Consider the following 25,356-nt stretch of genomic DNA (forward strand, 5'->3'; position numbering starts at 1 on the left):
GCTATGCCCGCGCCACAGAATGCCTTCAAGGCTGCGCTGAAAGCCGGTCAGCCGCAGATCGGTTGCTGGGTCGGGATGGCAAATGCCTATGCCGCCGAGATTGCCGCAACCGCCGGGTTCGACTGGCTGCTGGTTGATGGCGAACACGCGCCGAACGACCTGCGCACAATTCTGGAACAGGTGCGGGTGATAGAAGCATCGGCCAGCCACTCAGTCGCGCGCCTGCCTGTTGGCGAGGCCTGGATGATCAAGCAATATCTGGATGCGGGGGTGCAAACCCTGTTGGTGCCTATGGTCGAAAGCGGCGAACAGGCGCAGGATTTGGCGCGCGCAGTGCGCTATCCGCCTAAGGGTGTGCGGGGCGTGGGATCGGCGCTGGCGCGGGCCTCGCGTTTTGCGGCAATTCCCGACTATCTGACAACTGCGGATGATCAGATCTGCCTGCTGGTGCAGGTGGAAAATCGCGCCGGACTGGCGGCGTTGGATGACATTCTGGCCACCGATGTCGATGGGGTGTTTATCGGCCCGTCCGATCTGGCGGCAGATATGGGCCATATCGGCAATGCCGGTCATCCGGATGTGGTCGCGGCCGTTCAGGATGCGATGCGCCGTATCGTGGCCGCGGGCAAGTCCGCCGGGATTCTGACGCTGGACCCAGCGATGCAACGCGCCTGCCTTGATCTGGGCGCGACATTTGTGGCCACCGGCATCGACGTTACATTGTTTGCCGGGGCGATGCGCAATGCAGCCAAGGCCGGGTTGACCCTGCTGCCCGATCAAACCGCCTCGGGCACCGCCCAGACTCAATCCGGCAGCAAATACCTGCAGCAACTGTGCAAGCACTGGTCCCACAAGGCCGAGGTGTCCTTTGACGCGCATCAGGGCAGCGTTTCCTATGCGGATGGCCACAGGGTTGCCATGCGGGCGGATGACACAAGCTTGACGGTCACAGCGGAAACCGGTCCACGGGACGACATCGCCCGATGGAAAGACGTTATCGAACGCCATCTGGCCCGGTTTGCGTTTCGCGAGGAATTCCGGATCGACTGGTCCGATTGATGGGCACCAACCCGCGGCGCGCTGAAAGGAAAATGGTTTGGCTTCCGATCCCATCTACGTCATCGGCGATTTTCATGGTCAATTGGACATGCCTGAAGATGCGCTATTGCGTGTCGCGAAGATTGGCGTGCCGAATGCAGGGATCGTTTTTTCTGGGCGATTGCACGGATTGGGGGCCACAAAGCCGCGCCGCACTTGAACTGCTGCATCAAGGCCAAGTTGATGGGCACAACAGGATATTCCTGCGTGGCAATCGCGACCAGATGTGCGCCTTGTTTCTTGAGGAGTACCCCCGAAACGATACCGCAAGCCGTGCCGCAAGCGCATCGGGAATTTCTGACGGGGCTGCCAGTGAAATAGCCTGCTGTTCGTACACGCAATCCTTCAACCGGGTGTCGCGTTGGGCGAACAGCACCCCAACGACCTGATCTGAATTCGTCACCAGTTTCTGGGGTACAAAGCCCCTACCCTTGGCTTGCCGTATTGGCTCACCGGAAAATCCGTCTAGACTGTCCGGAACCCAAAAAAAGGCCGCGCCGTGAAAACCGTAGACAAAGCGATGACCCTGCTGCGCCAGTTTTCGCTGGAGCATCTTGAAATCGGCCTGAACGATCTTGCCCGCGCCACTGGCGAGGACAAGGCCGTGACCCGCCGGCTGCTGCTGTCGCTTATCAAACACGGGTTTATCGAGCAAAACCCAGAGAACCGGAAATACCGGCTTGGGCATGGTTTCCTGTCGCTGGCCCGGCTGCGTGAGGCCACCGTGCCCATGGTCAAGGCGACACAGGTCGTGACCCAATGGCTGTCGGCGCAGGCCAGCGAAACCGTTCACGTGGGCATTCCCGGCGAAACCGGCATGTCAACGGCGTCTTTCACGCTGCCTCCGCGTGGTAATGTGATCAACTTTCGCCCGGCCGAAACCTATCCGTTTCATTCCTCATCCTCGGGGCTTGCGTTTTTGTCCTTTTGTTCGGCGGATACCCGGGAACGGTTGCTGAATCTCAAACGCGAAAAGCTGACGCGCTTTACGGTCACGGATCGCGACGCGCTGTTGACCCTGATCGCCCAGACCCGCGGCCGCGGCTATGCCTTCAGCAGCAACACTGTCGACGAAGGGGTCGCCAGTGTCGCGATGCCCTATTTCGCCGACGGCAAAGACCCGGCCGGCACCATTGCGATTGCGGTTCCGGATCATTTGATCGACGAGCCTCGCCGCGAAGAGCTGGCGGCCCTGCTGGGCACTGCAATCGAAAAGCTTGAGATCGCCTTGACCGGACATTCGCGGCTTTCCACACCCCGGTAATCCAGCGGGAAAGCGCTCGGAAATCACCAGGTGCTATAATCGCACCTTTGGTGCAAGAAGTTATGAGATGCCGCGTCTATCTGCGACAAATTTCAGGCGAACAGCAAAGCCCGGCGATGGGTGACCTTCCTGCTGTATTTGATCGGAAATCTGTGAATTGCCTGCGCAGCGGGCTGAAAGAACGTTGGTGATGACGAACTCAATTCCTGAACAAGCCCCGGTTGTCATCATTGGCGGCGGCATCATCGGTGTTTCGACGCTGTATCATCTGGCGAAACGCGGTGTGCCTGCCGTTCTGATCGAACGCCGCAAGATCGCCAGTGGCACGACGTGGCACGCCGCCGGGATCGTCGGGCAGCTGCGCGACAGCACCGCGCAGACCGAGCTGGGCAAATACACCGCCCGGCTTTTCCGCGAGTTGGAGCAGGAAACCGGTCAGGCCACCGGCTATAAACCCAACGGCACAATCAATCTGGCCATTGGCGATGTCCGGCACGAACAGCTGTTGCGCAGCCACGATCATGCGGTTCGGATGGGGATCGAGACCTTTCTGATGTCGCAGGCCGAATTGAAAGAGAAATGGCCGTGGATCGAAGCCGATGATGTGAAATCGGCGTTTTTCGTACCATCGAACGGTCAGGTGAACCCGCTGGATGTAACCGTGGCCATGACCAAGGGCGCGCGCGCGTTGGGTGCGCAGGTGTTCGAAGACACCAAGGTCAATCAGTTGGTCATTCGCGACGGCAAGGTTGCGGGGGTCGAGACCGACAAGGGCGTGATTGCAACCGACAAGGTGCTGCTGGCGGGCGGCATGTGGAGCCATCTGTTTGCCAAGGCCCATGGCGTCACCGTGCCGCTGCACGCGACCGAGCATTTCTATATCGTCACCGAACCGGTGGACGGGTTGCCCAAGACCCAGCCAATCCTGAACATCGCCGAGGAAAGGACATACTGGAAAGAGGACACCGGCAAGCTGCTGATCGGCTCGTTCGAAAAGCGCGGTAAACCCTATGGCCACGATGGCATCCCCGAGGATTTCGAGTTTGACGAGCTGCCCTTTGACATGGACCACGTCGAACCTTGTCTGGAGAAGATGTTCGAACGCATGCCCGCCCTGGGTGAGATGGGTATTCAGACCTTCTTCAACGGCCCCGAAAGCTTTACCCCCGATGGCCGCCCCTATTTGGGCCCAACCAGTGAGATCGCGGGGCTGTATGTGGCCACTGGCATGAACTCCAACGGAATTCTGAATTCCGGCGGGGTCGGCCTGACCATGGCCGAATGGATGACGGATGGCACACCGTCGCGTGGGATGGGGCCGATGCTGGCCCGCCGGGCGCACCCGTTTCAGCGCAACACCAAATACAATCACGACCGCAGCGCGGAATCTGTGGGCTTTCACTATGGCGTGTCATGGGTCGGGCGGCAGATTCATTCGGCGCGCGGCGTGCGCCGGGTTCCGCTGCATGACCGCCTGAAAGACGCGGGCGCAACCTTTGCCGAGCGTATTGGGTGGGAAATGCCGATGTATTTCGACCCCGACAAGAAAGGCTGGAACGAAGAGCCGAACCTGTGGTGGAAGGACTGGGCCCCTCATGTGCAGGCCGAATGTCTGGCGGCGCGCGATGCGGCGGTTCTGATTGATCAGTCGATGTATTCCAAGATTCAGGTGCAGGGGCCGGATGCGGTCCGGGCGCTGAACCGGGTCTGCGGGGCCGAGATGGATGTGGATGTGGGCGTTTCGGTCTATACCCAGTTCCTGAACGCACGCGGCGGGATCGAGGCGGATGTGACCGTGACCCGCACCGCGCCCGAGTGTTTCATGGTCATCACCGGCCATCCCAGCCAGGTGCGCGATCAGGGTTGGATCAGGGATCATGCAGACCCCGACTGGCGGTTCGAGGTTTTCGACGCCACCTCGGGCTATGGTCTGATTTCGATCCACGGACCGAAATCGCGCGCGATTCTGGCGGCGATTTCGGGGGATGATCTGTCGAATGATGCCTTCCCCTTTGGTGCCGCCCGCGAGATTGACATGGCCTATGCGCGGGGCTGGGCCATCCGCCGGTCATTTTTGGGCGAGCTGGGGTATGAGCTGATGATCCCCACCGAATTTGTGGCCGGGGTCTATGAGGCGCTGATGCAGGCGGGACAACCCCATGGGCTGCGCCATATGGGCATGTTTGCGATGAACGCCTGTCGGTTGGAAAAAGGGTTCCGCCATTTCGGCCATGATATCGCCGAGGATGACACGCCGTATGAAACCGGGCTGGGTTTTGCGGTGGCGCTGGACAAGCACGACGGGTTTCTGGGCCAGACGGCTCTGCGCAACCAAAAGGCCGGTGGCCCGGCCACCAAATACCGGACGGTTTCGTGTATTGTAGACGGGGTCGGGGCGCAGAAAGGCCCTTATCTGATCCACAATGAGCCGGTGTGGAAAGACGGGCAAATCGTTGGCCATGTAACCTCGGGCGACTGGGGGTTCCGGCTGCAGGCGATGGTGGGTCTGGCCAGCCTGCACCGCAACGAGGGCGTGTCCAAGGCCTGGATCGACGAAGGGGGGTTCGAGGTGCAAATCGCCGGACAGATGTATCCGCTGAAGGCACAGCTGGCCCCTTATTACGACCCGAAGGGAGAGATCATGCGCGGATAGACCCCGCGCTGTGAGGGAGGAGATCATGGCGGACAAGACCATTCTGGTTGTCGGCACATACGATACAAAAAACGATGAACTTGAGTTCATCGCAGGCAAGATCCGCGCCTTGGGCGGCGGTGTTCTGACGCTGGATGTCAGCGTTCTGGGCGACCCGTCACAGCCCACTGATTTTTCGAAACATGATGTCGCTGGGGCGGGCGGCAGTTCGATTCAGGCAGCGGTTGACAGTGGCAGCGAACATGTTGCGATGAACATCATGTCGGACGGGGCCTGCGCGCTGGCGCGGCAATTGCACGACGCGGGCCGCATTGACGGGGTTCTTATTCTGGGCGGCACCATGGGCACCGATCTGGCGCTGGATGTCTGTCAGGCGCTGCCGATCGGGGTGCCGAAATACGTGGTGTCCACCGTATCTTTCTCGGCCCTGATCCCGGCCGAGCGCCTGTCCCCCGATATTCAGATGATCCTGTGGGCGGGGGGTCTTTATGGGTTGAACGCGATCTGCAAATCCTCGCTGGCGCAAGCCGCTGGGGCCGTTCTGGGGGCAGCCCGCGCTGCTGAACCGGCGGTCAGTGGCCGCCCGGTGGTGGGGATCACGTCGCTTGGGACATCCTGCCTGAAATACATCAAGACCCTCAAACCCGCGCTGGAGGAGCGCGGATATGAGGTTGCCGTCTTTCACGCCATGGGCATGGGCGGCATGGCGTTTGAACAGATCGCCAGCCAGAACGGTTTTGTCTGCGTGATGGATTTCGCGGGCTGTGAGCTGGGCAATCTGCTGGCCGGGTCGGTGGTGAACGCAGGCCGTGACCGGCATCGCGGGGCCGGACGCGCCGGTATCCCGCAGATCGTGGCCCCCGGCTGCATGGACCTGATCGACTTTGCCGGGTGGCAGGATATCCCCGAGCGGTTCCTGGATCGCCCGATCCACACCCATAACAAGCTGGTCAAGAACACCTTTTACAACGCCGAAGAACGGCGCGAAATCGCGCGTGAGCTGAACAAAAGGCTGGGCGAAAGCGCGGCCCCCACCCATCTGATCATCCCGCGCGGCGGGATCGAGGAATGGGACCGCCCCGGTGGTGATTGCCACGACCCCGAAGGGCTGACCGCCTTTATCACGGAACTGGGCTCCAGCGTTGCGCCGTCGGTGCAGGCAACGGAGCTGGACGCCCATATCAACGACCCGGAATTCAGCGCCGCTGCATTGCAGATTTTCGACCACTGGGTCGAAAAGGGGATCATTCCCGCAGGCAAACACTGAGGACCGCAACAAACAACAAAATACGTCATTAGGGAGGAAACTATGACAAACACATTCAAACTCGCCATCGCGGCGTCCCTGCTAAGCGCCACAGCGGCTTTTGCGGAATACCCCGAAAAACCGGTGTCTTTCGTGGTCCCGTTCCCGCCCGGTGATCTTGAGGACGTGCTGACCCGTCTGATCGCCGACAAGTTTCAGGAAATGTACGACGTGCCTGCCGCCGTTGTGAACAAGCCCGGTGGCGGCGGCGGCCCGTTCCCCGGCGCGGTCGAAGTGGCGGGCGCACCGGCGGATGGCTATACCGTCGGCTCATTCGTGATCGACGTGCCCGTGGTTGGCCCTGAAATCGGCATCCCCGAACTGAGCCCCAACCCGTTCGAGCCGGTCGGCATTTTCATGACCTATCCCTTCGTGATCGCCACGCTGAAAAGCCAGCCCTATTCCTCGTGGGAGGAATTGGCGGATTATGGCAAGGACAACGACGTGTCCCTGGGTCACTACGGATCGTTTCTGGCACCAACTCAGGTGACCTTTGCAGCGGCGACCAAGACCGGATGGGATTTCTCGTCCGAGGCGGCGTTTGACCTGCTGGATTGCAACGTTTTGGCCTCGGGTGATGTGGATATCGTCAACGCCACCATCCAGACCCTGCTGCCATGTATCGACGACCTGACCATTCTGGCCACCATCGGCGAGGACCGCACCCCGCTGACGCCGGATGCCCGCACCGTGGGTGAGATCGTCCCCGAGCTGCCGCTGTCGCTGTGGAACGGGCTGTTTGTGCCCAAGGGAACCCCGGCGGATGCGCGCGAAAAGATCGAAGCCGCCGCCAAAGCCGCGCTGGAATCGGACGCCGCCAAGAACCTGTCGCAGGAAACCGGCGTGCTGATCTATTGGAAAGATGCCGATGCGTCCAACGCGCAGATCGAGGCTGATATCCAAGTGAACGGCGAAATCGCCAAACTGCTTGAGTAATGCCTGATCAGAGAGGGGCAGAGCTGCCCCTCTCATATAGGATGCAACAGTTTCACTCCCGGACGCGAGGGGCCAGTCATGTCAAAAATCAAGGTGTTTCAGGATCTGTTCCAACGGTATCGGCGGCCTGGTGATCAGGTTTTTGCGGTGGCTTTCCTGCTGTTCGCACTGTTCCTGCTCAGCCAGTTGGGTGCGCAGACCGATACGGTCAAACGCACCAAATGGTTCGGCCAGCCCTCGCTCTGGCCCAGTATCGCGGTTTGGGGCATGGTGGTCTTCGGGGGCTTTCACGCGCTCAGCGTGGTTGTCTCGCCGCGCCTTCCGGGGCGCTGGAAAGAGGTCGTATTCTGGCTGCGGTCTTTGGAATACGTGCTGTATTTTCTGGTCTATGTGGTTCTAGTGCCGCTGTCCGGCTATTTGCCGACCACGCTTGCCTTCACATTGTTTCTGGCGCTGCGGGCGGGGTTCCGCAGTTGGCAGGCACTGGGATTGTCGGTGTTTTTCGGGCTGTGCGTCGCGGTGATCTTTCGCGGGTTCCTGCAGGTCAAAATCCCTGCCGGGCGGGTTTACGAATACCTGCCGGACACCATCCGCGCCTTTGCGCTGACCTATCTCTGAGGTTGACATGGACACACTTTTTTCCGGAATAACCCTTCTGGCGCAATGGGATGTCCTTGTGGCGCTGGTCATCGGCTCCATCGGCGGCGTGATCATTGGCGCATTGCCGGGCGTTGGCCCTGCGGTTGCGATTGCCATCCTTCTGCCCGCCACCTTCGCGTTCGAGCCGCTTGTCGGCCTGACGCTGCTTTTGGGGATTTACGGCAGTTCGATGTATGGCGGCGCCATTCCTGCGATCCTCATCAATACACCCGGCACGCCGGTCAACGCGCTGACCACCTATGACGGCTATCCCATGACCAAACGCGGGCAGGGGCACCGGGCGTTGTCGTTGGCCTATACCGCATCGTTCTTTGGCGGCATATTCTCGGTCGTCTGTTTGATTGTGCTGTCGCCGCTGTTGGCTTTGATTGCACCGCATTTCGGCAGCCGAGAGATATTTCTGGCCGCTTTCATGGGCATTTTGCTGGTTGTGGTGGCCCATCGGGGGCAAACGTTTGCAGCCGGGATGCTGGCCTGTCTGGGCATCTTCCTGAACACCGTCGGGCTGGAGCCCGTGAAATACACCCGCCGCTTTACCTTTGAGCAAAGCTGGCTGACCTCGGGGTTCGATCTGATCGTGGTGGTGCTGGGCCTGTTTGCCATCAGTCAGGCTTTCCTGCTGCTGATCGAAAAAGACCACGCCCCGGAAAACACCCACGTCGAAGGCAGCATGTTCGCCGGGGTGAAAGAGCTGCTGGGGATCAAGCGCATCGCCTCTGTTTCGTCCTCCCTCGGAGTGCTGATGGGCATGATCCCCGGCGTTGGCGAATTCACCGCACAGTTCTTGTCCTACACCTATGCGCAGAAAAGCTCGAAAGAGCCTGAGAAGTTCGGCGACGGCTCACCCGAAGGTCTGGTCGCGTCCGAGGCCGCCAATAACGCGGTGCCCGGTGCGGCGATGATCCCGCTGCTGGCTTTGGGCATCCCGGGTGAGGCGCTGACCGCGATGATGCTGTCAGTGTTCTACGTCCATAACGTGATCCCCGGACCGCAATTGTTCGAGCAGCAGCTTGATTTCGTCATGGCGCTGTATGTGGCGCTGATCCTGTTGAATGTGATTGTGCTGGTGTTCCTGCTGTTCTCAACCAATCTGCTGTTGAAGATCATTCAGATCCCGACCCGGTTTCTGGGCATCATGATCCTGACGCTGTCGTTTATCGGGGTCTATTCGCTGCGCAATTCGATCACCGATTGCGCGGTTGCCGCCGGGTTTGGCGTGTTCGGCCTGATCCTGAAGCGGCTGAACCTGCCGATTGTGCCGATCATTCTGGGCATGGTTCTGGGCGGTATCATGGAGGTCAAGCTGCGCAGCGCCATGGCGGCGGTGAAAACACCGATTGATTTCATCAGTCGGCCTATTGCGGCGATCATCTTTGTGATGATCATCGGCATCCTGATCCTGCACATCCGGACCCTGATCATCGAATACAAGGAACGCCGCAGACCCGAACCTGTCGGGCCTGACTATGAACACTCCAGCCAGCAGGGATGACGACATGCTGACCCAAGACAAGATCGACGCCCTGCGGAACACCACCATTCCGCCACAGGGTCATTTCATCGACGGGCAGCCCGTGCCCGCGATGGCAGGAGGTACGCTGGACGTGCTGTCGCCCATCGACGGTCAGGTGCTGACGCAAATCGCCGAGGGCCGCCCCGAGGATATGGAACGCGCCATCGCTTCGGCCCGCGCCGCCTTTGAGGACGGGCGCTGGTCGCGGATGCCCCCAGCGGCGCGCAAGAAGGTGCTGATGCGGCTTGGCGATCTGATCGAGGACCGCGCGCTGGACCTGGCCGTTCGCGGCGTGCGCGACAATGGCACCGAGATCACGATGGCCATCAAAGCCGAAGCATTGTCAGCGGCGCAGACCTTTCGGTATTATGGTGAGGCGATTGACAAGATCTATGGTCAGGTCGCCCCCACCGCCGACAACGTTCTGGGTCTGGTGCATCATGCGCCCATTGGGGTTGTTGGGGCCATCGTGCCGTGGAACTTCCCCCTGATGATCGGCAGTTGGAAGATCGCACCGGCGCTGGCGGCGGGCAATTCCATCGTGTTGAAACCGGCGGAAAGCGCCTCGCTGTCGCTGCTGGCCATCGCGGAATTGGCGGTCGAGGCGGGCCTACCCGAAGGCGTGTTCAACGTCGTCACCGGCAAGGGCAGCGTTGTCGGCGAAACCCTGGCGCTGTCCATGGATGTGGACATCATGGTGTTCACCGGATCGGGTGCCACGGGGCGGCGGTTGCTGGAATATTCGGCGCGATCGAACCTGAAGCGTTGCTATCTTGAGCTGGGCGGCAAATCCCCCAACATCATCTTCAACGACGCCCCCGATCTGGCGCAGGCGGCCAAGGTTTCAGCCGCTGGTATTTTCCGCAACTCCGGTCAGGTTTGCGTCGCCGGTTCGCGCCTGCTGGTGCAGGAGGACATCGCCGAGGATTTCGTGGCGGAAATGGCGCGCCATGCCGAGGCGTTTGAGGTTGGTAACCCGCTCGACATGACCAGCCAGATCGGCGCGGTTCATTCCCTGTCCGAGTTGGAGGCCAATCTGGATTTCGTTACCCGCGCCACGGCCGAGGGTGCCGCTTGTCGTACGGGTGGCGCGCGGATTTTGGCGGACACGGGCGGTTATTACATGCAGCCCACGATCATGACCGGCGTCAAACCGGACAACGACCTGTTCCAGAACGAGGTGTTCGGCCCGGTGCTGTCCGTGACGACATTTCGGGATGAGGCTGAGGCGGTGCAACTGGCGAATGCCACCGTCTATGGGCTGGCGGCGGGGGTATGGACGGCCAACCTTAGCCGGGCGCACCGGATGGTCGATCGCATCCGCGCCGGGGTGGTGCATGTCAACACCTATGGCGGCTCGGACCTGACGGTGCCGTTGGGCGGCGTGCGGCAATCGGGCAACGGCCACGACAAGTCACTGCATGCGCTTGAAAAGTACTTCGACCTGAAATCCGCCTGGATTCAACTCTGACACGGGATGACCCGCATGACCCTACCTCCAAAATCCGCAGAGCTGATGGAGCGGCGCGCCAAGCTGCTTGGCCCAAATGTATCGACTTTCTATGACGATCCCGTCCATATCGTGAAGGGCGAGGGCGTCTGGCTGTGGGATGCGGACGGGCGCAAGTATCTGGATTGCTACAACAACGTCCCGCATGTGGGCCATTGCAACCCAAGGGTGGTGGAGGCGATCTGCCGTCAGGCCAGTACGCTGAACACCCACACACGGTACCTGCATGACGGCATTCTGGATTATGTGGAAAAGCTGACGGGCACCATGGATGCGTCGCTGGATACGGCCATTCTGACCTGCACCGGGTCCGAGGCCAACGATATCGCCCTGCGCATGGCCGAAGGCATGACCGGCAAGCGCGGCATTATCGCCACGGACGCCACCTATCACGGCAATACCTCTCTGGTCAGCCAGCTAAGCCAGTCGAACGTGCCCACCGTTGGCTTTGGGCTGGGCCAGTTCTTTCGCTTTGTCGAGGCCCCCGACAGCTATCGCAACCCGGACCCGGACGGGGTGAAATTTGCCGACGCAGTGGCCGAGCAGATTGCCGAGCATGAGAAATCCGGCATCGGGTTTGCCGCGCTTGTGGTCTGCCCCTATTTCCTGAACGAGGGCTTTCCGGATCACCCCGACGGCTGGCTGAAACCCGTGGCCGAGGTGGTGCACAAGGCCGGTGGTCTGCTGATCTGTGATGAGGTTCAGTCGGGCTTTGGCCGCACCGGAACCCACATGTGGGCGCATCAGAAAATGGGCGTGGTGCCGGATGTGATGACGCTGGGCAAACCGATGGCCAACGGGCATCCGGTTGGTGCGGTGGTGACGCGGTCCGAAATCCTGACAAGGTTCCGCAAGGGGTACCGGTATTTCAACACTTTCGGGGGCAATCCGGTATCCTGCGCCGCCGCAATGGCTGTGTTGGAGGAGATCGAGGACAAGAGCCTGATCGCAAACGCCAAAACCGTTGGGGATCACGCCCGTGCACGGCTGATGGGATTGCAGCAGAAATACGATTTCATTGGGGATGTGCGTGGCTCGGGCCTGATATTCGGGGCTGAAATGGTTCTGGACCGCGCCAGCAAAACCCCCGCAAGCGACTTTACCGACAGGGTGATCAATGCAATGCGCCATCGCGGTATCATTCATTCCAAGCTGGGGCGTCACAAGAACACGCTGAAAATCCGCCCACCGATGCCGTTTTCCATCGAAAACGCCGATCTTCTGTTTGACACGCTGGACGAGGTTCTGGCCGAAACTCCGTTTGAATCATGAATGCAGTTGTCGAACAGGCACTGGTGCTGTGGGACATGACCGATGCCGCATATCGCCTGATCGCCGCGCGCGAAAATCAGGTATTTCGGGTGGATCATGGCGACCGTTCATTCGCCATGCGGCTGCACCGGAAAGGGTACCGAACCGATTCCGAGTTGCGCTCGGAATTGCAGTGGATGGATGCCGTGGCGCAGGGCGGCGTGCATGTCCCCAACCCGATCCCGTCACGTTCGGGTGCCTTTCTGCATGTGGTTGATGGCTATCAGATCGACATTCTGACTTGGCTGTCAGGAGCCCCTGTCGGCAAAACCGGTGCGGCGTTGAAGCTGTCCGACCGTACCGGCCTGTTCCACAAAATCGGACAGGAAATGGCCCGGCTGCACGCGATCTCGGACGTCTGGACGCCGCCGCAGGGGTTTGTCCGCTGTTCCTGGGACCGCAAGGGGTTGTTGGGCCCGTCACCACTGTGGGACAGGTTCTGGGACAACCCCACACTGAACGACAGTGACCGCGCATTGTTCACTGAGCTGCGCCAGGTTGCGGACACCATGCTGGCGCGGATCGAAGAGGATTTGGACTTTGGGCTGATCCACGCTGATCTGGTACGCGAAAATGTCATGCTGGATGGTGATCGGGTTCAACTGATTGATTTCGACGATGCCGGGTTCGGGTTCCGACTGTTCGACCTTGCCACGACGCTGATCAAGAACATGCGCGAAGAGGATTACCCCGATCTGCACGACGCGCTGATTGTGGGCTACCGGTCAGTGCGCGACATTGACCTGTCGGAGCTGGAGCTGTTCATCGTGCTCAGATCTGCAACCTATGTTGGCTGGATCATAACCCGGATGGATGAGGACGGCGCAAAGCTGCGCAATGATCGTTTCATCCGCACCACACGGGATTTGGCACGGGACTATCTGGCACGGGTGTCCGGGCGTTCAACGCACCGAAACGGCACATAGGGGTGCCGTTTCAGCGGCCCGTCGGGTTATCCTCCGTCCTCAATCCATGGCGACGATGGCTTCGACTTCGAACAGCATCGGGTCGATCGCAAGCTTAGGCACGGGAACCAGCGTTTGCGCGGGCAGCCTGTCCCCGAAAACCTGAGTGACAGCTTTGGTCAGCACGCCCAGCTTCGCCATATCATGATCCACCACATAGACGGTAAGCTTGACCACCCGATCCACGCCAACGCCAAGCGCATCAAGAACGGCAAGCAAATTGTCATACGACTGCGCAACCTGCGTCCCGAAGTCAGGCGAGAGACCTCCGTCAGCGTCCTGACCGCCCTGCCCTGAGATAAATGCCAGCCGCCCAGCGGTGGGTGCGACAACAGCAGTGCTGTAGCCATTTGGTGTCGGGTCACCAAGCTGTGGCGGGTTTACGATGGTTGGCACCCGATCTGTTCCGATCTGTTCGAAATGGCTCTGATGGGTCATGCTTTTTCTCCTTGTTACGCAATCTACGAACCCGCATAAAGGTATTCAGTGCCATTTTCTGGCACCATAAAACCGGATTGTGCAAATGACTATTCGCCTGCGACATGACGCCATTGTCCGCACGCTGAGGCGTAATGGGACGGCAACGGTCGAAGAACTGGCCCAAGCGGTCGGTGCCTCAAGGCGCACAGTCCTGCGCGACATCAGTGCGCTGCGGGATCAGGGTTTTGTTATTCATTCCGAACCCGGGCGCGGCGGCGGGGTTCAGCTTGACCCGCAATCGGTTCAGACCACCGCGCGCCTGTCCGTAACCGAAGTTTTCGCGCTGCTCATCAGTGTAGCGGCAATGCGTGCAGCCCGGACCCTGCCCTTTTCAGACTTGGCTGACGCGGGTCTGGCCAAGATCGAAAAAGCACTGCCAGCCGACAAGGTCAGGGATTTGCGCACCATTCTGGATTGTCTGCATGTCGGGCAGCTGTCGCCCAAGCAGGATATAGGTGACATGGGCACGATTGACCCGGCCCTGCTGCCTGCCTTCGAGGTGGCCTTTCTTCAACGGCTGAACCTACGCTTTTGCTATCACGACGCGAAAGGGGCACAGTCCCATCGTGAGGTGGAGCCGCAGGCAATGCTGATCCTGCCCCCCTTGTGGTATCTTGTTGCCTGGGACCCGGTCCGCGATGATTTTCGGCATTTTCGTATGGATCGGATCACGAGCCCCGAGGTCAACGAGGGCGCAAGATTCCGGCGCAGGCATGTGCCCTTTGAGAACGATGTTTGCCCCTTTAACGAGTTATCGCCCTAAGCCCTCCGACCGCCATCAGGGGCGATCAGAGCGCGTGTATCATGGTTTATCCACCCACCATCTCTGCCAGTTTCCGCGGCTGCATCTGTGGAACCTTCTGAGGTTTTTCATCCAGCGTTTCGGCGTCCAGATGGCAGTGAATGACATGCCCGTCCGCCATTTCGCGTTCTGGCGGCACAATGGTGTCGCAGACCTTGCCGATCCGACGCGGGCAGCGCCGCTGGAACGGGCATCCGCTGGCGGGTGGTGATTTCTCGGTCACGTCATCGGCCAGCAGCTTGGGCGCGACATCCGGATCGGGTTCCAGAACTGCGCCCATCAAAGTCTGTGTATAGGGGTGATAGGGCGGCGCATATACAGCCGCCGCAGGTCCGATTTCGCACACCCGCCCCTGATACAACACCGCCACCCGGTCCGACACTGCGCGCACCACCGCCAGATCATGGCTGACAAATATATAGGATGATCCGTTTTCCCGTTGCAGCCGGGTCAACAGGGCCAAGGCGGCGGCCTGCACGGATACATCCAATGCCGAGGTTACCTCATCACACAAGGTCACCTCGGGGTTGGCCGCAAAGGCGCGCGCAACACCGACACGCTGTTTTTCACCGCCGGACAATTGGCCGGGGAACCGCGACAGGTACCGCGCGGGCAGACGTACGGCCTCCAACAGTTCTTCGGCACGGGCTTGCGCCTCGGCCCCTTTCATCCCGTGGTACAACCGCAGGGGCGCACCCAGAATTTCAGCAATGGTCTGGCGCGGATTCAACGAGGCATCCGCATTCTGAAAAATCATCTGCACCCGACGCAGGGTTTCCCGATCCCGGCGCGAAACCGGCATGGACAGGCTTTCGCCCTTGCCCAGCGTCACGGAACCGGCCTGTGTCCCCACCAACCCGGCAACAGCCCGCAAAATGGTGGATTTTCCGGACCCGCTTTCGCCAACCAACCCCAGAGTCTCGCCTTTTTTCAGCGCGAAATCCACGCGTTCGACCGTGGGTGTTTTGACAGGGCGTTTGAACAGGCGGTCCAGCAGCCCGGGTTTTGTATAGCTGATTGCAACATCGCTCAGCGCCAGCGCCAGGGTCGTTTGAATGTCAGGTTCACGATGCGTTCGGGGTCGTGGCATGTCCGGCATATCGGCGTGCAGACAGCGCACTTGCGACGCGTTCATCCGCACCAGATCAGGCACAGCACTGCGGCAATCGCCCTGAACGATGGGACAGCGGTCGGCGAAGGCGCAGCCTGTCAGCTCGGACCCCACCGCAGGCGGCGTCCCCGGCATTGAGGCGGGCAGGCCCGGCTCCTCCAACCTTGGGATCGAGGCCAAAAGGCCACGGGTATAGGGGTGTTTGGGCGCACGAAGCACATCGCGGGTGGGCCCTTCTTCGGCCAGTTGTCCGGCGTACATCACCGCCACGCGGTCGGCGACGCGGGCGATGACCCCCATGTCGTGGCTGACATAGATCATCGCCACACCCACTTCGCGGGCCAGGGTGCGCAGAAACTCAAGAATATGGGCCTGCGTCGTGACGTCCAGCCCGGTTGTCGGCTCATCCAACAACAGCGCCTTGGCATTGCCCGCCAGCGCCATGGCCACTGCGGCCCGCTGTTGCTGCCCGCCCGACAACTCATGCGGATAGCGTTGGGCCATGTCCGCCGGGCTGGGCAGACGGACACGCGCCAGCAATTCGACAACACGGTCCGCACGCTGCGCCGCGTTCAAATCTGCGTGCAGCCTCAGCGCCTCGTCGATCTGTTGTCCAATCCTGAGCGTCGGAGTCAAAGCCTGACCGGCATTCTGCGGGATCAGCGCGATGGCCCCACCCCGCAGCCGGGCGCGGTCCTTTTCCGACAGGGCAAACATGTCGCGCCCGTCGAAAACAACCCGGCCGCCAAACACCGACAGGCCGGATTTCAGATACCCCATCATCGCCAGCGCCACGGTCGATTTGCCCGAGCCGCTTTCGCCGACAATGCCCAGCGTTTCCCCCGCCGCCAGCTCCAGCGAGACGCCCCGCAGGATGGGGCCCTGACGCCCTCCCTTGGCGGTAAATCCCAGCGAAAGGTCTTCGATCTTGATCAGTGGTTTGGTCATTTCTCGTCCCTCACACGGCGATGGCGGTTGCCCGGTCAAGGCCAAGCGCTTTGCCCACGGCGTCAGCCAGCAGATTGATTCCGATGATCAGCGAACTCAGCGCCAGACACGGCCAGAACACGCCCCACGGAGCCGTGGACAGCAGTCCGCGTTCCTGCGCCACCATCAATCCCCAATCGGGTGTGGGCGGCGTTGCCCCAAAGCCCAGAAACGACAGCGAGGAAAACGCCAGCAGCATCCAGCTCCAGCGCATCGCCCCTTCGACCAGCAGAATGTCGCTGAGGTTGGGGAACATCTCGCGCGTGATGATGGGCCACAGTTTTTCGCCCCGCGCCTTTGCGGCGGTGATGAAATCGCGCGCGGCCACCTGCATCGCGGCCCCCCGCACCACCCGCAGCACGGCAACGCCGTAAAAGAACCCCAGGGTCGGAATGATGGTAACCGGCCCCGCCCCGCCGATCGAGATGATCAGCAGCAGGAACAGCAACCACGGCACCGACAGGAACGCATCGACAATCCGCATCGCGTATTCATCGACGCGACCACCGACCGTACCAAAGAAGATACCGGCAAACCCACCCCACAGCGTGGCAACGACGGCGGCGGCAAAGGTCACCGCAATCGCCAGACGTCCGCCATAAATCACGCGGGAAAACACATCGCGGCCCAAGGTATCCGTACCCATCCAATGGGTGGATGACGGGGCCAGCAGGATGGCATCGGCATTCTGCATCGTGGGGTCATAGGGGGCCAGCCACGGTGCCAGCACCGCCATAAGCACATGGCATAAGGTCAATGTCAGACCAATCGCCCCCGAAGGTCGCGCAGCCACATTCTGAATCAGGGCAAGCATATCAGTGTCCTTTCCGGCGCAGGCGCGGGTCCAGCGCCAGTGCGGCCAGATCGGCCAGCAGATTGACGCCCACGTAAATGACCGAGAAGATCAGCGCGATGGCCTGAACCAGCGGCAGATCGCGGTCAAAGATGGCCTGGATCATCAAGGTGCCCAGACCGGGATAATTGAAGACCTTTTCCACAACGACCACACCGGCCAGCAGCCAGGCGATGGTCAACGCGATCACGTTCAGCGCCGGGATCATCGCGTTGGGAACGACGTGTTTGCGGATGATCTGACGCTCGGGCACGCCTTTCAGACGCGCCATCTGCACATAATCACTGGTCATCACGTCGATCACGCTGGCGCGCATCATCCGCATGATATGCGCGATCAGAACCGCGCTTAACACCAATACCGGCAGCACGATGTTGGGCAGCATCTGCATCAGCCCCGCGTTGGGTGGCAGAATGGTTACCGCCGGGAACCATTGCAGCGTGATGGCAAAGACATAAATCAGCGCCGTCGCGGTCACGAATTCGGGGATCGTCATTGCCAGCATCGCCGCACCCGACAGCGACAGATCCAATGGCCTGTCGCGCCGAACCCCGGCGACTATTCCAAGAAAAATTGCCAGCGGAATGGCGATCAGTGCGGCGATCCCCCCCAATAGCGCCGTGTTACGGAACCTTTCCCGGATCAACTCGTTGATCGGTTTGCGTTTCTTCAGGGAATAGCCAAAGTCACCCTGCACAGCCCCCGACACCCACTCGCCGTAGCGGACCAGCGCCGGACGATCCAGCCCCTGTTGCTCGATGCAGCGCTCTAGCCGCGGCCCCTGGGCAAAACGTTGCAGAAATGAGGTGCAGACATTGCCCGGCAGGGCCTCGACGGCGGCGAACATGATCATCGACACAAAGGCGATGGTGAACGCCGCAAAACCAATGCGGCGCAGTATCAGGGATGGCATGGGCTGACCCTATTTTTCAGTCAAATGGCAGCGCGGCCTGTTTTGAACAACAGGCCGCACCAAAAGAGATCGGACCACCGGTCCGCCGCAATTACGAGTCCGAGCCGGACTTTGCGATGCCTTCATAACGGATCGAGAAATCCTCGACCGGCTGAACGCCCGACAGCTTCGCGCTGAACGCGCGCACGGTGTTCAGGTGTACCGGGATGAAGGACCCACCGTTTTCCCAAAGCTCTTTCTGCAGTTCGCCATACAGCGCCTTGCGCTTGTCGAAATCCAGTTCAGACCGGGCCGCGTCAAGCTTGGCGTCAAAATCGGGGCTGGTCCAGGCGGTTTCATTCCAGGTCGCGGACGAGCGGTAGGCCTCGTTCAGGATCTGGTCTGCCGGGCGTTGCGACCAACCGGTGGCAAAGAAGGGTTCTTTCATCCACACATCGCCCCAATATCCGTCCGCCGGGGCCGGAACCAGTTCGATGGTGATGCCCGCATCCTTGGCCTGATTTTGCAGAACTTCGGCCATTTTCACGGCCCCTTCGGAAATGTCGGACACGAACAGCTCGACCGTCAGACCATCAGCATAGCCAGCCTCGGCCAGCAGCGCCTTGGCACCTTCGATGTCGCGGGGGCAGTCGATCTCGGCGCGGTACTGGTCGCCGGACCAGACGGGGTGGTCGCACGAGGTGATATAGCCATCCTTGCCGTAAACCAGCTTGCCCAGAGCATCGCGATCAGCCGACATGCGGATCGCCTTACGCACGCGCGGGTCATTGAGCGGTTCAATCTGCGTGTTCATCACCAGACCCACCCAACGACCGGTCGGGACCGACTGAACGGTGAAGTTCGGGTTGTTGGCAAACAGCGGAACCTGCTCGGCCGATAGCGCATAGATAAAGTCGATCTGCCCGGCTTGCAGCGCGGCCACCCGCGCATCCTGATCGGCGATGGCGATCAGCTCAAGGTTCTCGGTGCCGACGGTGCCGCCGTAATAGTTGTCGAACCGCGTAAAGGTGGTGGTGCCCAGCGGATCGAAATCCACCATCTGGAACGGGCCGGTGCCAACGCCGCTTTCACACAGGGCGTCCAGATCGTTACCGCAGGTTTCTGCATCCAGCATCCTGATCCGGTAATCCATGACCAGCAGCGGGAAATCGGCGTGGGATTGTTTCAGAACGACCTTGACGGTCAGCGGATCAATCACCTCGACGCGGTCAATCACCTCCATCACGCCCTTGGTGGGGCTGTCGATGGCCTCAGACTGGGTGCGCATCAGCGAAAACGCGACATCTTCGGCGGTGAAGGCATTGGCGTTGTGAAAGGTCACGTCCGGGCGCAGGTTAAAGGTCCATTCGCGGGCGTCCGGGGTTGCCTCCCAGCTCAGCGCCAGATCGGCCGAGGGACGGCCATCGTCGCCCTGACGCACCAGGCGGGAATAGACGTTCTGGATCGCCTCATAAAACCGTTGGGGCGAGATCGGGTCCATGGACTCGGACCCGCCATAGCCCAGCTCATGGGGAATGCGCAGCGTTTCAGCTGGTGCCGCAGCGCCAAGCACGGCAATGGCGGCCGAGAGCAGGAGAGATTTTTTCATGTCGTTGCCTTCAGGTGAAAATCGGGGAGGCTTGAGGAGTGCGCTCCCATCCGGTGCATGGCCATTAGGTGTCGATGGTAACGGATTCATGTCACTTTGCTGAAACTATGATGACGTCGCGCATTAGCCCGCGCAGCCAAAGGGTCAAATGGATGCGGGCACAAGGGACACAGGTTGTCGCTATATTTCCCGTGTTGGGAAAACCAGTTGAAGCACCATCGGATAAACACGCTATGCTGGGACTTTGACCGCAGGGCCGATAGGGCCATGAAACGTGATTGAAAACCTGGATCAGAACCATGCTGACAAGACGCCATTTCATTCAGACAACCACCGCGCTGTTTTCAGCGTCGATATCCAGCCCGCTGTTGGCAAACAGTGCACCGACCGGTTCGCAAAGGGCATCCTGGGATGCGCAGGTCACCCCGCCCGGGTATAATGCCGCCACATCCAACCCGTGGGGTGTGCATGACCGCTTTTTGCCACGGCGGGTCAACGCAAATGAGGGTCTGGTGCCCGGCGACATTCACGTCGATGCGGTCGCGCGGTACCTCTACCTTATCGAAGACGGCGGCACGGCGATGCGCTATGGCGTGGCCATCGCCCGTGGCAATCTGTACGAGCCGGGAACCTATGACATCCGGCGCAAGGCCAAATGGCCACGCTGGACACCAACAGCGTCGATGATCAAGCGCAACCCGGAGTATGCGGAATTCAAAGACGGGATGAAACCCGGGCCAAAGAATGCGCTGGGGTCCAGGGCGCTGTATCTGTACGTCGGAAACCGCGACACATACCTGAGGATTCACGGAACTCCGCAACCCAAAAGCATCGGGGGTCGTGCAAGTTCAGGCTGTGTGCGGATGATCATGGCCCACATCAACGATCTGTACCCGACCGTCAAAGTGGGCGCGACCGCATATCTGTACCCGGCCGACAACAGCCCCACCGCTCGCACTTAGATATCAGGAAACCACGGGTGGCAGTTACGCTTCGCGTACCGCGCAAATCGGGCCGCCGCTTGCGGCACGCAACGGGACCAGCGTTGTTTCAACCGGCCCGCTGTGCTCGTACCAAAAACAGTTGTCCTCGGGCACAAGGCGCGCGGTCGTCAGATCCTGCCCCGGCGCAGCCAGAGCGACAACAGATTCCGGCAGGTTTCCAATTCTGTTTGCAGACCCACCAGCCCCAGACCATTGATCAGTACACCCGGCTGCAAGCGACAGCCCTGCGACAGCGATAAGAATATGTTTCGGCATAAAGTCGTTTCGACCTCGATTACGAATCCCTGTTGGAAAGGTTGCATCCGCACTGATGACCCGCAAGGCAAAATGACGCCGACCCGAGGTCAGAGATGGGCAGAACAACGGCGAACTGCGGGGGAGCCGTTTGACCTTCCAGGGGGTGCGTGACGTTATCGCGGAAGCGTGATTTCGTCCGGATACAGCCATGTAACCCGTCGTTTCTGCACCCAATGGCATGAGTTGGGGCCAAAGGACATTAAATCACCTTGACTCGCACCTCATTTAGCTGACTAAAAGCATCAGGAAATTATTTCCGATTCAAATAGTCGGATAAGAACGAGGACCCCGATGCTGAAATCCAAACTGAACCTTACAACCGCAATCGTCCTTTCAACACTGCTAAGCGGTGCGGCACTTGCCGATCAGGCCTATGGTCCGTTCCCTGTCACTGTGAAAGGGTATGAGGGCGACAAGACCAACTCGGTTTCCTATTCCGGTCAGATCGCGCGTCACGTGCTGCATGACAGCCTGAAGAAAGCGGCAGGCAAAGGCGACGGCGGTCACAACGCGGCCGAGGTCGAAGCGCTGATGCTGGCCTATTTCAACGGCTCCGATGAAGACCTGGCTATCATCGCCCCTGCGTCCAAAGACGGCTTTCCAGTCAAGCAGGCGACTGTGAATGAGATTTCCAAAGGCAAGAACATCTCGGGCAAATTCTACAACGGCGCGATGACCGCATGGCCGGGCAACAAATCGGGTGTCGACGTGGCACTGCAAATGATCAACCTGGCAGCGGCTTCAAACCAGGGGTATGATCCGGTGAACGGAATGGACTGGGGTCAGCTGATCTCAAAATTCACGCTGGGCGCGATGGCTTACAATCAGGCTGTCGACAATTATCTGGACGAAAAGCTGGAAGCAGGCACCAAGCCCAACGACAAGCCGTATAAAGAAGGCGCGCATTACACTGGCAAGGAACATTCCTGGGATGAGGCGTTCGGTTACTTCGGTGCTGCGGCGCACTCGGTCAGCCTGTCGCCCGAGCAGAACTATGCCGTGTCCAAGCAGAAAGACCTGGCCGCAGCCGACGCCAATGGCGATGACGTCATCGATCTGAAAACCGAAATGGTCTTTGGCCCGGCCTATTACGCCGCCGGTGCCGACAAGGGTGGCAACAAGAACACCCAATATATGGTCACCATTTTCAACGCCTTCCGCGACGGCCGTGCGCTGATCGCATCGGCCAATGGCGAGGCGCTGACCGACGCGCAGCGTGCCGAGCTGAAGAACTATGCCGATATCATCGAAACCAACTGGGAAAAGACTCTGGCCGAGGCCACGTTCAAATATGCCGGTTCGGTCTACAAGGATATCGACAAGATCAAATCCGGTGAAGACAGCGACAAGGCCCTGCGCAACTATGTCAAGCACTGGGGTGAGCTGAAAGGCTTTTCGATGGCGCTGCAATCGGGCAAGAACAACCTGGGTGCGGCTGCGATCGACATGAACTGGCTGATCGGCTTTGGCCCGGCGATGCCCGATGGCAAGATGGTGTCGGACATCGATGCGGGCGGCAACTTTGTTCGTGACCGCGAGATGACGCTGGATGACTATCAGGTCAACATGCTGAAGGTTCAGAAACTGCTGATCGACACCTTTGGCATCGAAAGCCGCGCCAATGATGCAACGGCTGATCTGGCGGCGCTGGCTGAAAAGCTGGGCACCACCGAATCCGCTGAAAGCGACTAAGGCATACACCATACCAACCCGGCGGCCATCGGGTCGCCGGGGCTTTGCCGAAAGGCGACCATTGGAAATTCTGGATCACATAGGATCGGTCTTTGCTGACTTTTCAAACCCAAAGAAGCGCGTCTTCTTTGGGTATCTGCTTTTGACGATCCTGATTGCGCTGGTCTGGCTGGTTGCGGTCCGCCGGGCGTCGATCCGTGCAGCCTTGCATGAGGTCTTTGATCGCAAGGTGCTGTTTTCGGCATCCTCTCTGGCGGATTACAAGATTTTTGTGATCAACCGCGTGTTTACCATGTTCATATCGCCGCTGCTTGTGTCGCAATTGGCGATTGCGACCGCTCTGTACTATGCCTTGCATGACGTGGATTTCCTGCAACGCGGCCTGTTCGCAGGCACCCCCAAAGGTGTGATCATCGCGCTGTTCACGGCCACAATCTTTGTCGTCGACGATCTTACCAAATATCTTATGCATCGCTGGATGCACCGCTGGCCGCTGCTGTGGGCCATCCACAAGGTCCACCATTCCGCCGAGACGATGACACCGATCACCGTCTATCGTGTTCACCCTTTGGAAGGGGTGCTGTACGGGCTGCGCGCGGCTGTGGCGCAGGGCACCGTGATGGCAAGCTTTCTGTTTTTCTTCGGCAATGCGGTGGATCTGCATACCGTTCTGGGCGTCAACATCCTGTCGTTTGTGTTCCACGTCACCGGGTCCAACCTGCGGCATTCGCATATCTCGATCCGGTACTGGCGGTGGCTAGAGCATCTGTTGATCTCTCCTGCACAGCATCAAGTGCATCACTCCATCGCGCGTGAACATCACGACAAGAACTTTGGGGTGGCCTTTGCGGTCTGGGATTGGATGTTTGGATCGCTTCACCTGTCCGAACAGGGCCGGAAACTGAAGTTCGGCCTGAAAGCGTCCGAGGCGCACCCCTCGCGCCTGCTCGATATCTATTTCCGCCCGTTTGGCGACATGGCCCGGTATCTTCGCCGCAGGGCACGCAGGCTGCACGAACGTCTGCGCCCCCAAGCCGCCAGGAATTCTGCGGCATCAGGTCGGGACAAACCCATCCCGGCTGTGGCAAGAACAGACCCTGGTTGACCTACACACCTCGACAACCGGGCGCAGTTCGACCACAAAAGCGTTTGACACCGCATCAATCACCAGCCTTTTCCGCGAGTTCCCTTGATGAGCAAGAAAGTCCCGTCACCCTGTATTGACGTGTGCAAGTTCCGCCGCGAAGGCCATTGCATTGGCTGCTCGATGACCAAAAGCCAGAAGAAGCTGTTCAAGTCGATCAAACGGCCCGACCATCAAGAGGCATTTGTTGAGATGCTGATCGGTCAGCAGGATTCAATGGGCCGGTACACCCATTGGGGACCGGCCTATCTGAAAAAACTGAAAAAGAAGAAAGCCAAGGTGAAATTCACCCTGGCAGACTAATTCAACGCAGGTGAGAGCGCAGGAACCACGCGAATTTTTCGTGGGTCTGGCCACGGCTGATGCACAGATCCTCGGTCAGGGTGTCGCCATGTTCAGCTGCCAGCTCTCCGGCTCCGGCCAGTGTCGCGGCCAATGTGACCTGCGCATCCAGCATCATCTTGATCATCTCTTTGTCGGATGCGTCACCTTCATGCTCGCTGACCTTCGAGCGTTTCAGCATTCCCGCCAATGTACCCTCGGCGTGGGCGTCCAGCGCCTTGACGCGCTCGGCCAGATCATCCTGCGCGACAAAATGGTCTTCATAGATTTTCTGGAACAGATCATGCAGCGGGCCAAACCCCATTCCCGTCACGTTCCAGTGAAAGTTCTGGGCCAGCATGGTGGTCACTGCGGTTTCAGCAACGGATTGGTTCAGAGCTTCCGCAATCGCGGCACGCGAGTCGGTTGTCAGGTCAACAGCGGTCTGGGTCATTGGAATCACCTTTGGTTCTGTGGTTAATAAACTGCTCTAATAACAGCGGCTTGACCCATATTTAGAGGATCAGAAAAAGAATCCAAGTACTTTTTAGAATTATTCTAAATCCGATGGAATTCCTCGGAAATAGACCGGATCAGAAACGCCAGGTTTCGTTGGGTCCAGCGCGGAACGCGGGACTGAATGAGAAAGCGGAAACTGTCATCATCTTCACGCTCGACAGCCTCGAACAGACGGCCCAGCCAGGCTTCGTCAAAGGACAGCTCATCTGTGCCGGGGCGAAAGAAGACCGGTCTTTGCGTGACAGCTTGCCGAAAGCCCCGCATCAACGTTTCGGCATGGCGCATCTGTGCATCCGCCGGATCGGCTAGAAGCAGGGCGCAGGCTTGATCCAGATCGACCCGCGCCGCAGACCGGCATTTCAGGGCCACCATTCGCAGGTGATTGATGATCATCCAGGACCGATCTGCCAACGGTGAACGAGGCGGGGC

The 25,356-nt window shown here is 59.7% G+C and carries 24 protein-coding genes; 16 read left to right on the plus strand and 8 right to left on the minus strand.

Going from position 1 to position 25,356, the window contains the following annotated elements; all coding sequences use genetic code 11:
• Positions 1-3: 3 nt before the first annotated feature.
• The 11 genes from JT51_RS11155 to JT51_RS11205 all read left to right on the plus strand — a co-directional run bounded on the left by JT51_RS11155 (position 4) and on the right by JT51_RS11205 (position 13,177).
• Positions 4-1,059, plus strand: coding sequence for an aldolase/citrate lyase family protein (locus JT51_RS11155; protein WP_037312399.1), 1,056 nt, complete (start codon positions 4-6; stop codon positions 1,057-1,059).
• Between the two features lie 74 nt (positions 1,060-1,133).
• Positions 1,134-1,487, plus strand: a complete 354-nt coding sequence (locus tag JT51_RS11160; RefSeq protein WP_152563334.1) for a hypothetical protein — start codon at positions 1,134-1,136, stop codon at positions 1,485-1,487.
• 110 nt (positions 1,488-1,597) lie between these two features.
• Positions 1,598-2,362, plus strand: coding sequence for an IclR family transcriptional regulator (locus tag JT51_RS11165; RefSeq protein WP_051927511.1), 765 nt, complete (start codon positions 1,598-1,600; stop codon positions 2,360-2,362).
• Between the two features lie 190 nt (positions 2,363-2,552).
• Positions 2,553-5,015 (plus strand): FAD-dependent oxidoreductase, encoded by a 2,463-nt coding sequence (locus JT51_RS11170; RefSeq protein ID WP_037312404.1) that lies wholly within the window; start codon positions 2,553-2,555, stop codon positions 5,013-5,015.
• Positions 5,016-5,040: 25 nt separating this feature from the next.
• Positions 5,041-6,282: a Tm-1-like ATP-binding domain-containing protein gene (locus JT51_RS11175; RefSeq protein ID WP_037312408.1), complete on the plus strand. Its 1,242-nt coding sequence runs from the start codon at positions 5,041-5,043 to the stop codon at positions 6,280-6,282.
• 42 nt (positions 6,283-6,324) lie between these two features.
• Positions 6,325-7,257: a tripartite tricarboxylate transporter substrate-binding protein gene (locus JT51_RS11180; protein ID WP_037312412.1), complete on the plus strand. Its 933-nt coding sequence runs from the start codon at positions 6,325-6,327 to the stop codon at positions 7,255-7,257.
• Between the two features lie 78 nt (positions 7,258-7,335).
• Positions 7,336-7,875 (plus strand): tripartite tricarboxylate transporter TctB family protein, encoded by a 540-nt coding sequence (locus JT51_RS11185; protein WP_037312417.1) that lies wholly within the window; start codon positions 7,336-7,338, stop codon positions 7,873-7,875.
• 7 nt (positions 7,876-7,882) lie between these two features.
• Complete coding sequence (locus JT51_RS11190; protein ID WP_037312420.1) at positions 7,883-9,409, plus strand: tripartite tricarboxylate transporter permease; 1,527 nt, start codon at positions 7,883-7,885, stop codon at positions 9,407-9,409.
• 4 nt (positions 9,410-9,413) lie between these two features.
• Positions 9,414-10,901, plus strand: a complete 1,488-nt coding sequence (locus tag JT51_RS11195; protein ID WP_037312423.1) for an aldehyde dehydrogenase — start codon at positions 9,414-9,416, stop codon at positions 10,899-10,901.
• Between the two features lie 15 nt (positions 10,902-10,916).
• Positions 10,917-12,212, plus strand: coding sequence for an aspartate aminotransferase family protein (locus JT51_RS11200; protein ID WP_152563335.1), 1,296 nt, complete (start codon positions 10,917-10,919; stop codon positions 12,210-12,212).
• Positions 12,209-13,177, plus strand: a complete 969-nt coding sequence (locus tag JT51_RS11205; RefSeq protein WP_051927513.1) for a phosphotransferase enzyme family protein — start codon at positions 12,209-12,211, stop codon at positions 13,175-13,177. Before JT51_RS11200 ends, JT51_RS11205 begins: the two co-directional genes overlap by 4 nt.
• 39 nt (positions 13,178-13,216) lie before the next feature.
• Here JT51_RS11205 and JT51_RS11210 read toward each other — a convergent pair whose 3' ends face one another.
• The gene (locus tag JT51_RS11210; protein WP_037312428.1) at positions 13,217-13,654 is read right to left on the minus strand and encodes a RidA family protein; all 438 of its coding nucleotides are present in this window, start codon (positions 13,652-13,654) and stop codon (positions 13,217-13,219) included.
• Between the two features lie 85 nt (positions 13,655-13,739).
• Here JT51_RS11210 and JT51_RS11215 point away from each other — a divergent pair, with 85 nt between their 5' ends.
• The gene (locus JT51_RS11215) at positions 13,740-14,459 is read left to right on the plus strand and encodes a helix-turn-helix transcriptional regulator (protein ID WP_037312431.1); all 720 of its coding nucleotides are present in this window, start codon (positions 13,740-13,742) and stop codon (positions 14,457-14,459) included.
• A gap of 46 nt (positions 14,460-14,505) precedes the next feature.
• Here the strand turns inward: JT51_RS11215 and JT51_RS11220 are convergent, their stop codons facing one another.
• The 4 genes from JT51_RS11220 to JT51_RS11235 form a co-directional block, all read right to left on the minus strand.
• The gene (locus JT51_RS11220) at positions 14,506-16,557 is read right to left on the minus strand and encodes an ABC transporter ATP-binding protein (protein ID WP_037312432.1); all 2,052 of its coding nucleotides are present in this window, start codon (positions 16,555-16,557) and stop codon (positions 14,506-14,508) included.
• A 10-nt stretch (positions 16,558-16,567) separates the two neighbouring features.
• Positions 16,568-17,410: an ABC transporter permease gene (locus JT51_RS11225; protein WP_037312435.1), complete on the minus strand. Its 843-nt coding sequence runs from the start codon at positions 17,408-17,410 to the stop codon at positions 16,568-16,570.
• Between the two features lies 1 nt (position 17,411).
• Positions 17,412-18,362, minus strand: a complete 951-nt coding sequence (locus JT51_RS11230; protein ID WP_037312438.1) for an ABC transporter permease — start codon at positions 18,360-18,362, stop codon at positions 17,412-17,414.
• Positions 18,363-18,453: 91 nt separating this feature from the next.
• A complete protein-coding gene (locus JT51_RS11235; RefSeq protein WP_037312440.1) occupies positions 18,454-19,950 on the minus strand; it encodes an ABC transporter substrate-binding protein in 1,497 nt (498 codons plus the stop codon).
• 299 nt (positions 19,951-20,249) lie between these two features.
• Here JT51_RS11235 and JT51_RS11240 point away from each other — a divergent pair, with 299 nt between their 5' ends.
• Complete coding sequence (locus JT51_RS11240; RefSeq protein WP_037314069.1) at positions 20,250-20,912, plus strand: L,D-transpeptidase; 663 nt, start codon at positions 20,250-20,252, stop codon at positions 20,910-20,912.
• Between the two features lie 24 nt (positions 20,913-20,936).
• Here the strand turns inward: JT51_RS11240 and JT51_RS11245 are convergent, their stop codons facing one another.
• The gene (locus tag JT51_RS11245; protein ID WP_037312443.1) at positions 20,937-21,209 is read right to left on the minus strand and encodes a hypothetical protein; all 273 of its coding nucleotides are present in this window, start codon (positions 21,207-21,209) and stop codon (positions 20,937-20,939) included.
• A gap of 333 nt (positions 21,210-21,542) precedes the next feature.
• On the opposite strand from JT51_RS11245, the gene JT51_RS11250 reads away from it, so the two are divergent.
• From JT51_RS11250 to JT51_RS11260, 3 genes are all read left to right on the plus strand, one after another.
• Positions 21,543-22,943, plus strand: a complete 1,401-nt coding sequence (locus tag JT51_RS11250) for a DUF4856 domain-containing protein (RefSeq protein WP_037312448.1) — start codon at positions 21,543-21,545, stop codon at positions 22,941-22,943.
• The gene (locus JT51_RS11255; RefSeq protein WP_235216166.1) at positions 22,873-24,048 is read left to right on the plus strand and encodes a sterol desaturase family protein; all 1,176 of its coding nucleotides are present in this window, start codon (positions 22,873-22,875) and stop codon (positions 24,046-24,048) included. The genes JT51_RS11250 and JT51_RS11255 overlap by 71 nt, the downstream gene beginning before the upstream one ends.
• An 87-nt stretch (positions 24,049-24,135) precedes the next feature.
• On the plus strand, positions 24,136-24,390 hold the full coding sequence (locus tag JT51_RS11260; RefSeq protein ID WP_037312451.1) for a DUF1289 domain-containing protein: 255 nt from the start codon (positions 24,136-24,138) through the stop codon (positions 24,388-24,390).
• Position 24,391: 1 nt separating this feature from the next.
• Here JT51_RS11260 and JT51_RS11265 read toward each other — a convergent pair whose 3' ends face one another.
• Together JT51_RS11265 and JT51_RS11270 are read right to left on the minus strand one after the other, a co-directional pair.
• Entirely contained in the window at positions 24,392-24,862 is a 471-nt protein-coding gene (locus tag JT51_RS11265; RefSeq protein WP_037312454.1) for a Dps family protein, read from the minus strand.
• A gap of 104 nt (positions 24,863-24,966) precedes the next feature.
• Positions 24,967-25,320 (minus strand): hypothetical protein, encoded by a 354-nt coding sequence (locus JT51_RS11270; RefSeq protein WP_051927514.1) that lies wholly within the window; start codon positions 25,318-25,320, stop codon positions 24,967-24,969.
• Between the last annotated feature and the right edge of the window lie 36 nt (positions 25,321-25,356).

The organism is Ruegeria halocynthiae (assembly GCF_000743705.1).
In the GTDB taxonomy this organism is placed as follows: domain Bacteria; phylum Pseudomonadota; class Alphaproteobacteria; order Rhodobacterales; family Rhodobacteraceae; genus Ruegeria; species Ruegeria halocynthiae_B.

Excerpts from the sequence above, each read along its gene's own strand:
- JT51_RS11255 (WP_235216166.1), top strand. The coding sequence starts at position 22,873 with ATGATGCAACGGCTGATCTGGCGGCGCTGGCTGAAAAGCTGGGCACCA.
- JT51_RS11200 (WP_152563335.1), top strand. The coding sequence starts at position 10,917 with ATGACCCTACCTCCAAAATCCGCAGAGCTGATGGAGCGGCGCGCCAAG.
- JT51_RS11270 (WP_051927514.1), bottom strand. The coding sequence starts at position 25,320 with ATGATCATCAATCACCTGCGAATGGTGGCCCTGAAATGCCGGTCTGCG.
- JT51_RS11225 (WP_037312435.1), bottom strand. The coding sequence starts at position 17,410 with ATGCTTGCCCTGATTCAGAATGTGGCTGCGCGACCTTCGGGGGCGATT.
- JT51_RS11245 (WP_037312443.1), bottom strand. The coding sequence starts at position 21,209 with ATGCCGAAACATATTCTTATCGCTGTCGCAGGGCTGTCGCTTGCAGCC.
- JT51_RS11190 (WP_037312420.1), top strand. The coding sequence starts at position 7,883 with ATGGACACACTTTTTTCCGGAATAACCCTTCTGGCGCAATGGGATGTC.
- JT51_RS11160 (WP_152563334.1), top strand. The coding sequence starts at position 1,134 with ATGGTCAATTGGACATGCCTGAAGATGCGCTATTGCGTGTCGCGAAGA.
- JT51_RS11250 (WP_037312448.1), top strand. The coding sequence starts at position 21,543 with ATGCTGAAATCCAAACTGAACCTTACAACCGCAATCGTCCTTTCAACA.
- JT51_RS11175 (WP_037312408.1), top strand. The coding sequence starts at position 5,041 with ATGGCGGACAAGACCATTCTGGTTGTCGGCACATACGATACAAAAAAC.
- JT51_RS11195 (WP_037312423.1), top strand. The coding sequence starts at position 9,414 with ATGCTGACCCAAGACAAGATCGACGCCCTGCGGAACACCACCATTCCG.
- JT51_RS11155 (WP_037312399.1), top strand. The coding sequence starts at position 4 with ATGCCCGCGCCACAGAATGCCTTCAAGGCTGCGCTGAAAGCCGGTCAG.
- JT51_RS11240 (WP_037314069.1), top strand. The coding sequence starts at position 20,250 with ATGCTGACAAGACGCCATTTCATTCAGACAACCACCGCGCTGTTTTCA.
- JT51_RS11205 (WP_051927513.1), top strand. The coding sequence starts at position 12,209 with ATGAATGCAGTTGTCGAACAGGCACTGGTGCTGTGGGACATGACCGAT.
- JT51_RS11235 (WP_037312440.1), bottom strand. The coding sequence starts at position 19,950 with ATGAAAAAATCTCTCCTGCTCTCGGCCGCCATTGCCGTGCTTGGCGCT.
- JT51_RS11230 (WP_037312438.1), bottom strand. The coding sequence starts at position 18,362 with ATGCCATCCCTGATACTGCGCCGCATTGGTTTTGCGGCGTTCACCATC.
- JT51_RS11215 (WP_037312431.1), top strand. The coding sequence starts at position 13,740 with ATGACTATTCGCCTGCGACATGACGCCATTGTCCGCACGCTGAGGCGT.
- JT51_RS11260 (WP_037312451.1), top strand. The coding sequence starts at position 24,136 with ATGAGCAAGAAAGTCCCGTCACCCTGTATTGACGTGTGCAAGTTCCGC.
- JT51_RS11220 (WP_037312432.1), bottom strand. The coding sequence starts at position 16,557 with ATGACCAAACCACTGATCAAGATCGAAGACCTTTCGCTGGGATTTACC.
- JT51_RS11265 (WP_037312454.1), bottom strand. The coding sequence starts at position 24,862 with ATGACCCAGACCGCTGTTGACCTGACAACCGACTCGCGTGCCGCGATT.
- JT51_RS11185 (WP_037312417.1), top strand. The coding sequence starts at position 7,336 with ATGTCAAAAATCAAGGTGTTTCAGGATCTGTTCCAACGGTATCGGCGG.
- JT51_RS11210 (WP_037312428.1), bottom strand. The coding sequence starts at position 13,654 with ATGACCCATCAGAGCCATTTCGAACAGATCGGAACAGATCGGGTGCCA.
- JT51_RS11170 (WP_037312404.1), top strand. The coding sequence starts at position 2,553 with ATGACGAACTCAATTCCTGAACAAGCCCCGGTTGTCATCATTGGCGGC.
- JT51_RS11180 (WP_037312412.1), top strand. The coding sequence starts at position 6,325 with ATGACAAACACATTCAAACTCGCCATCGCGGCGTCCCTGCTAAGCGCC.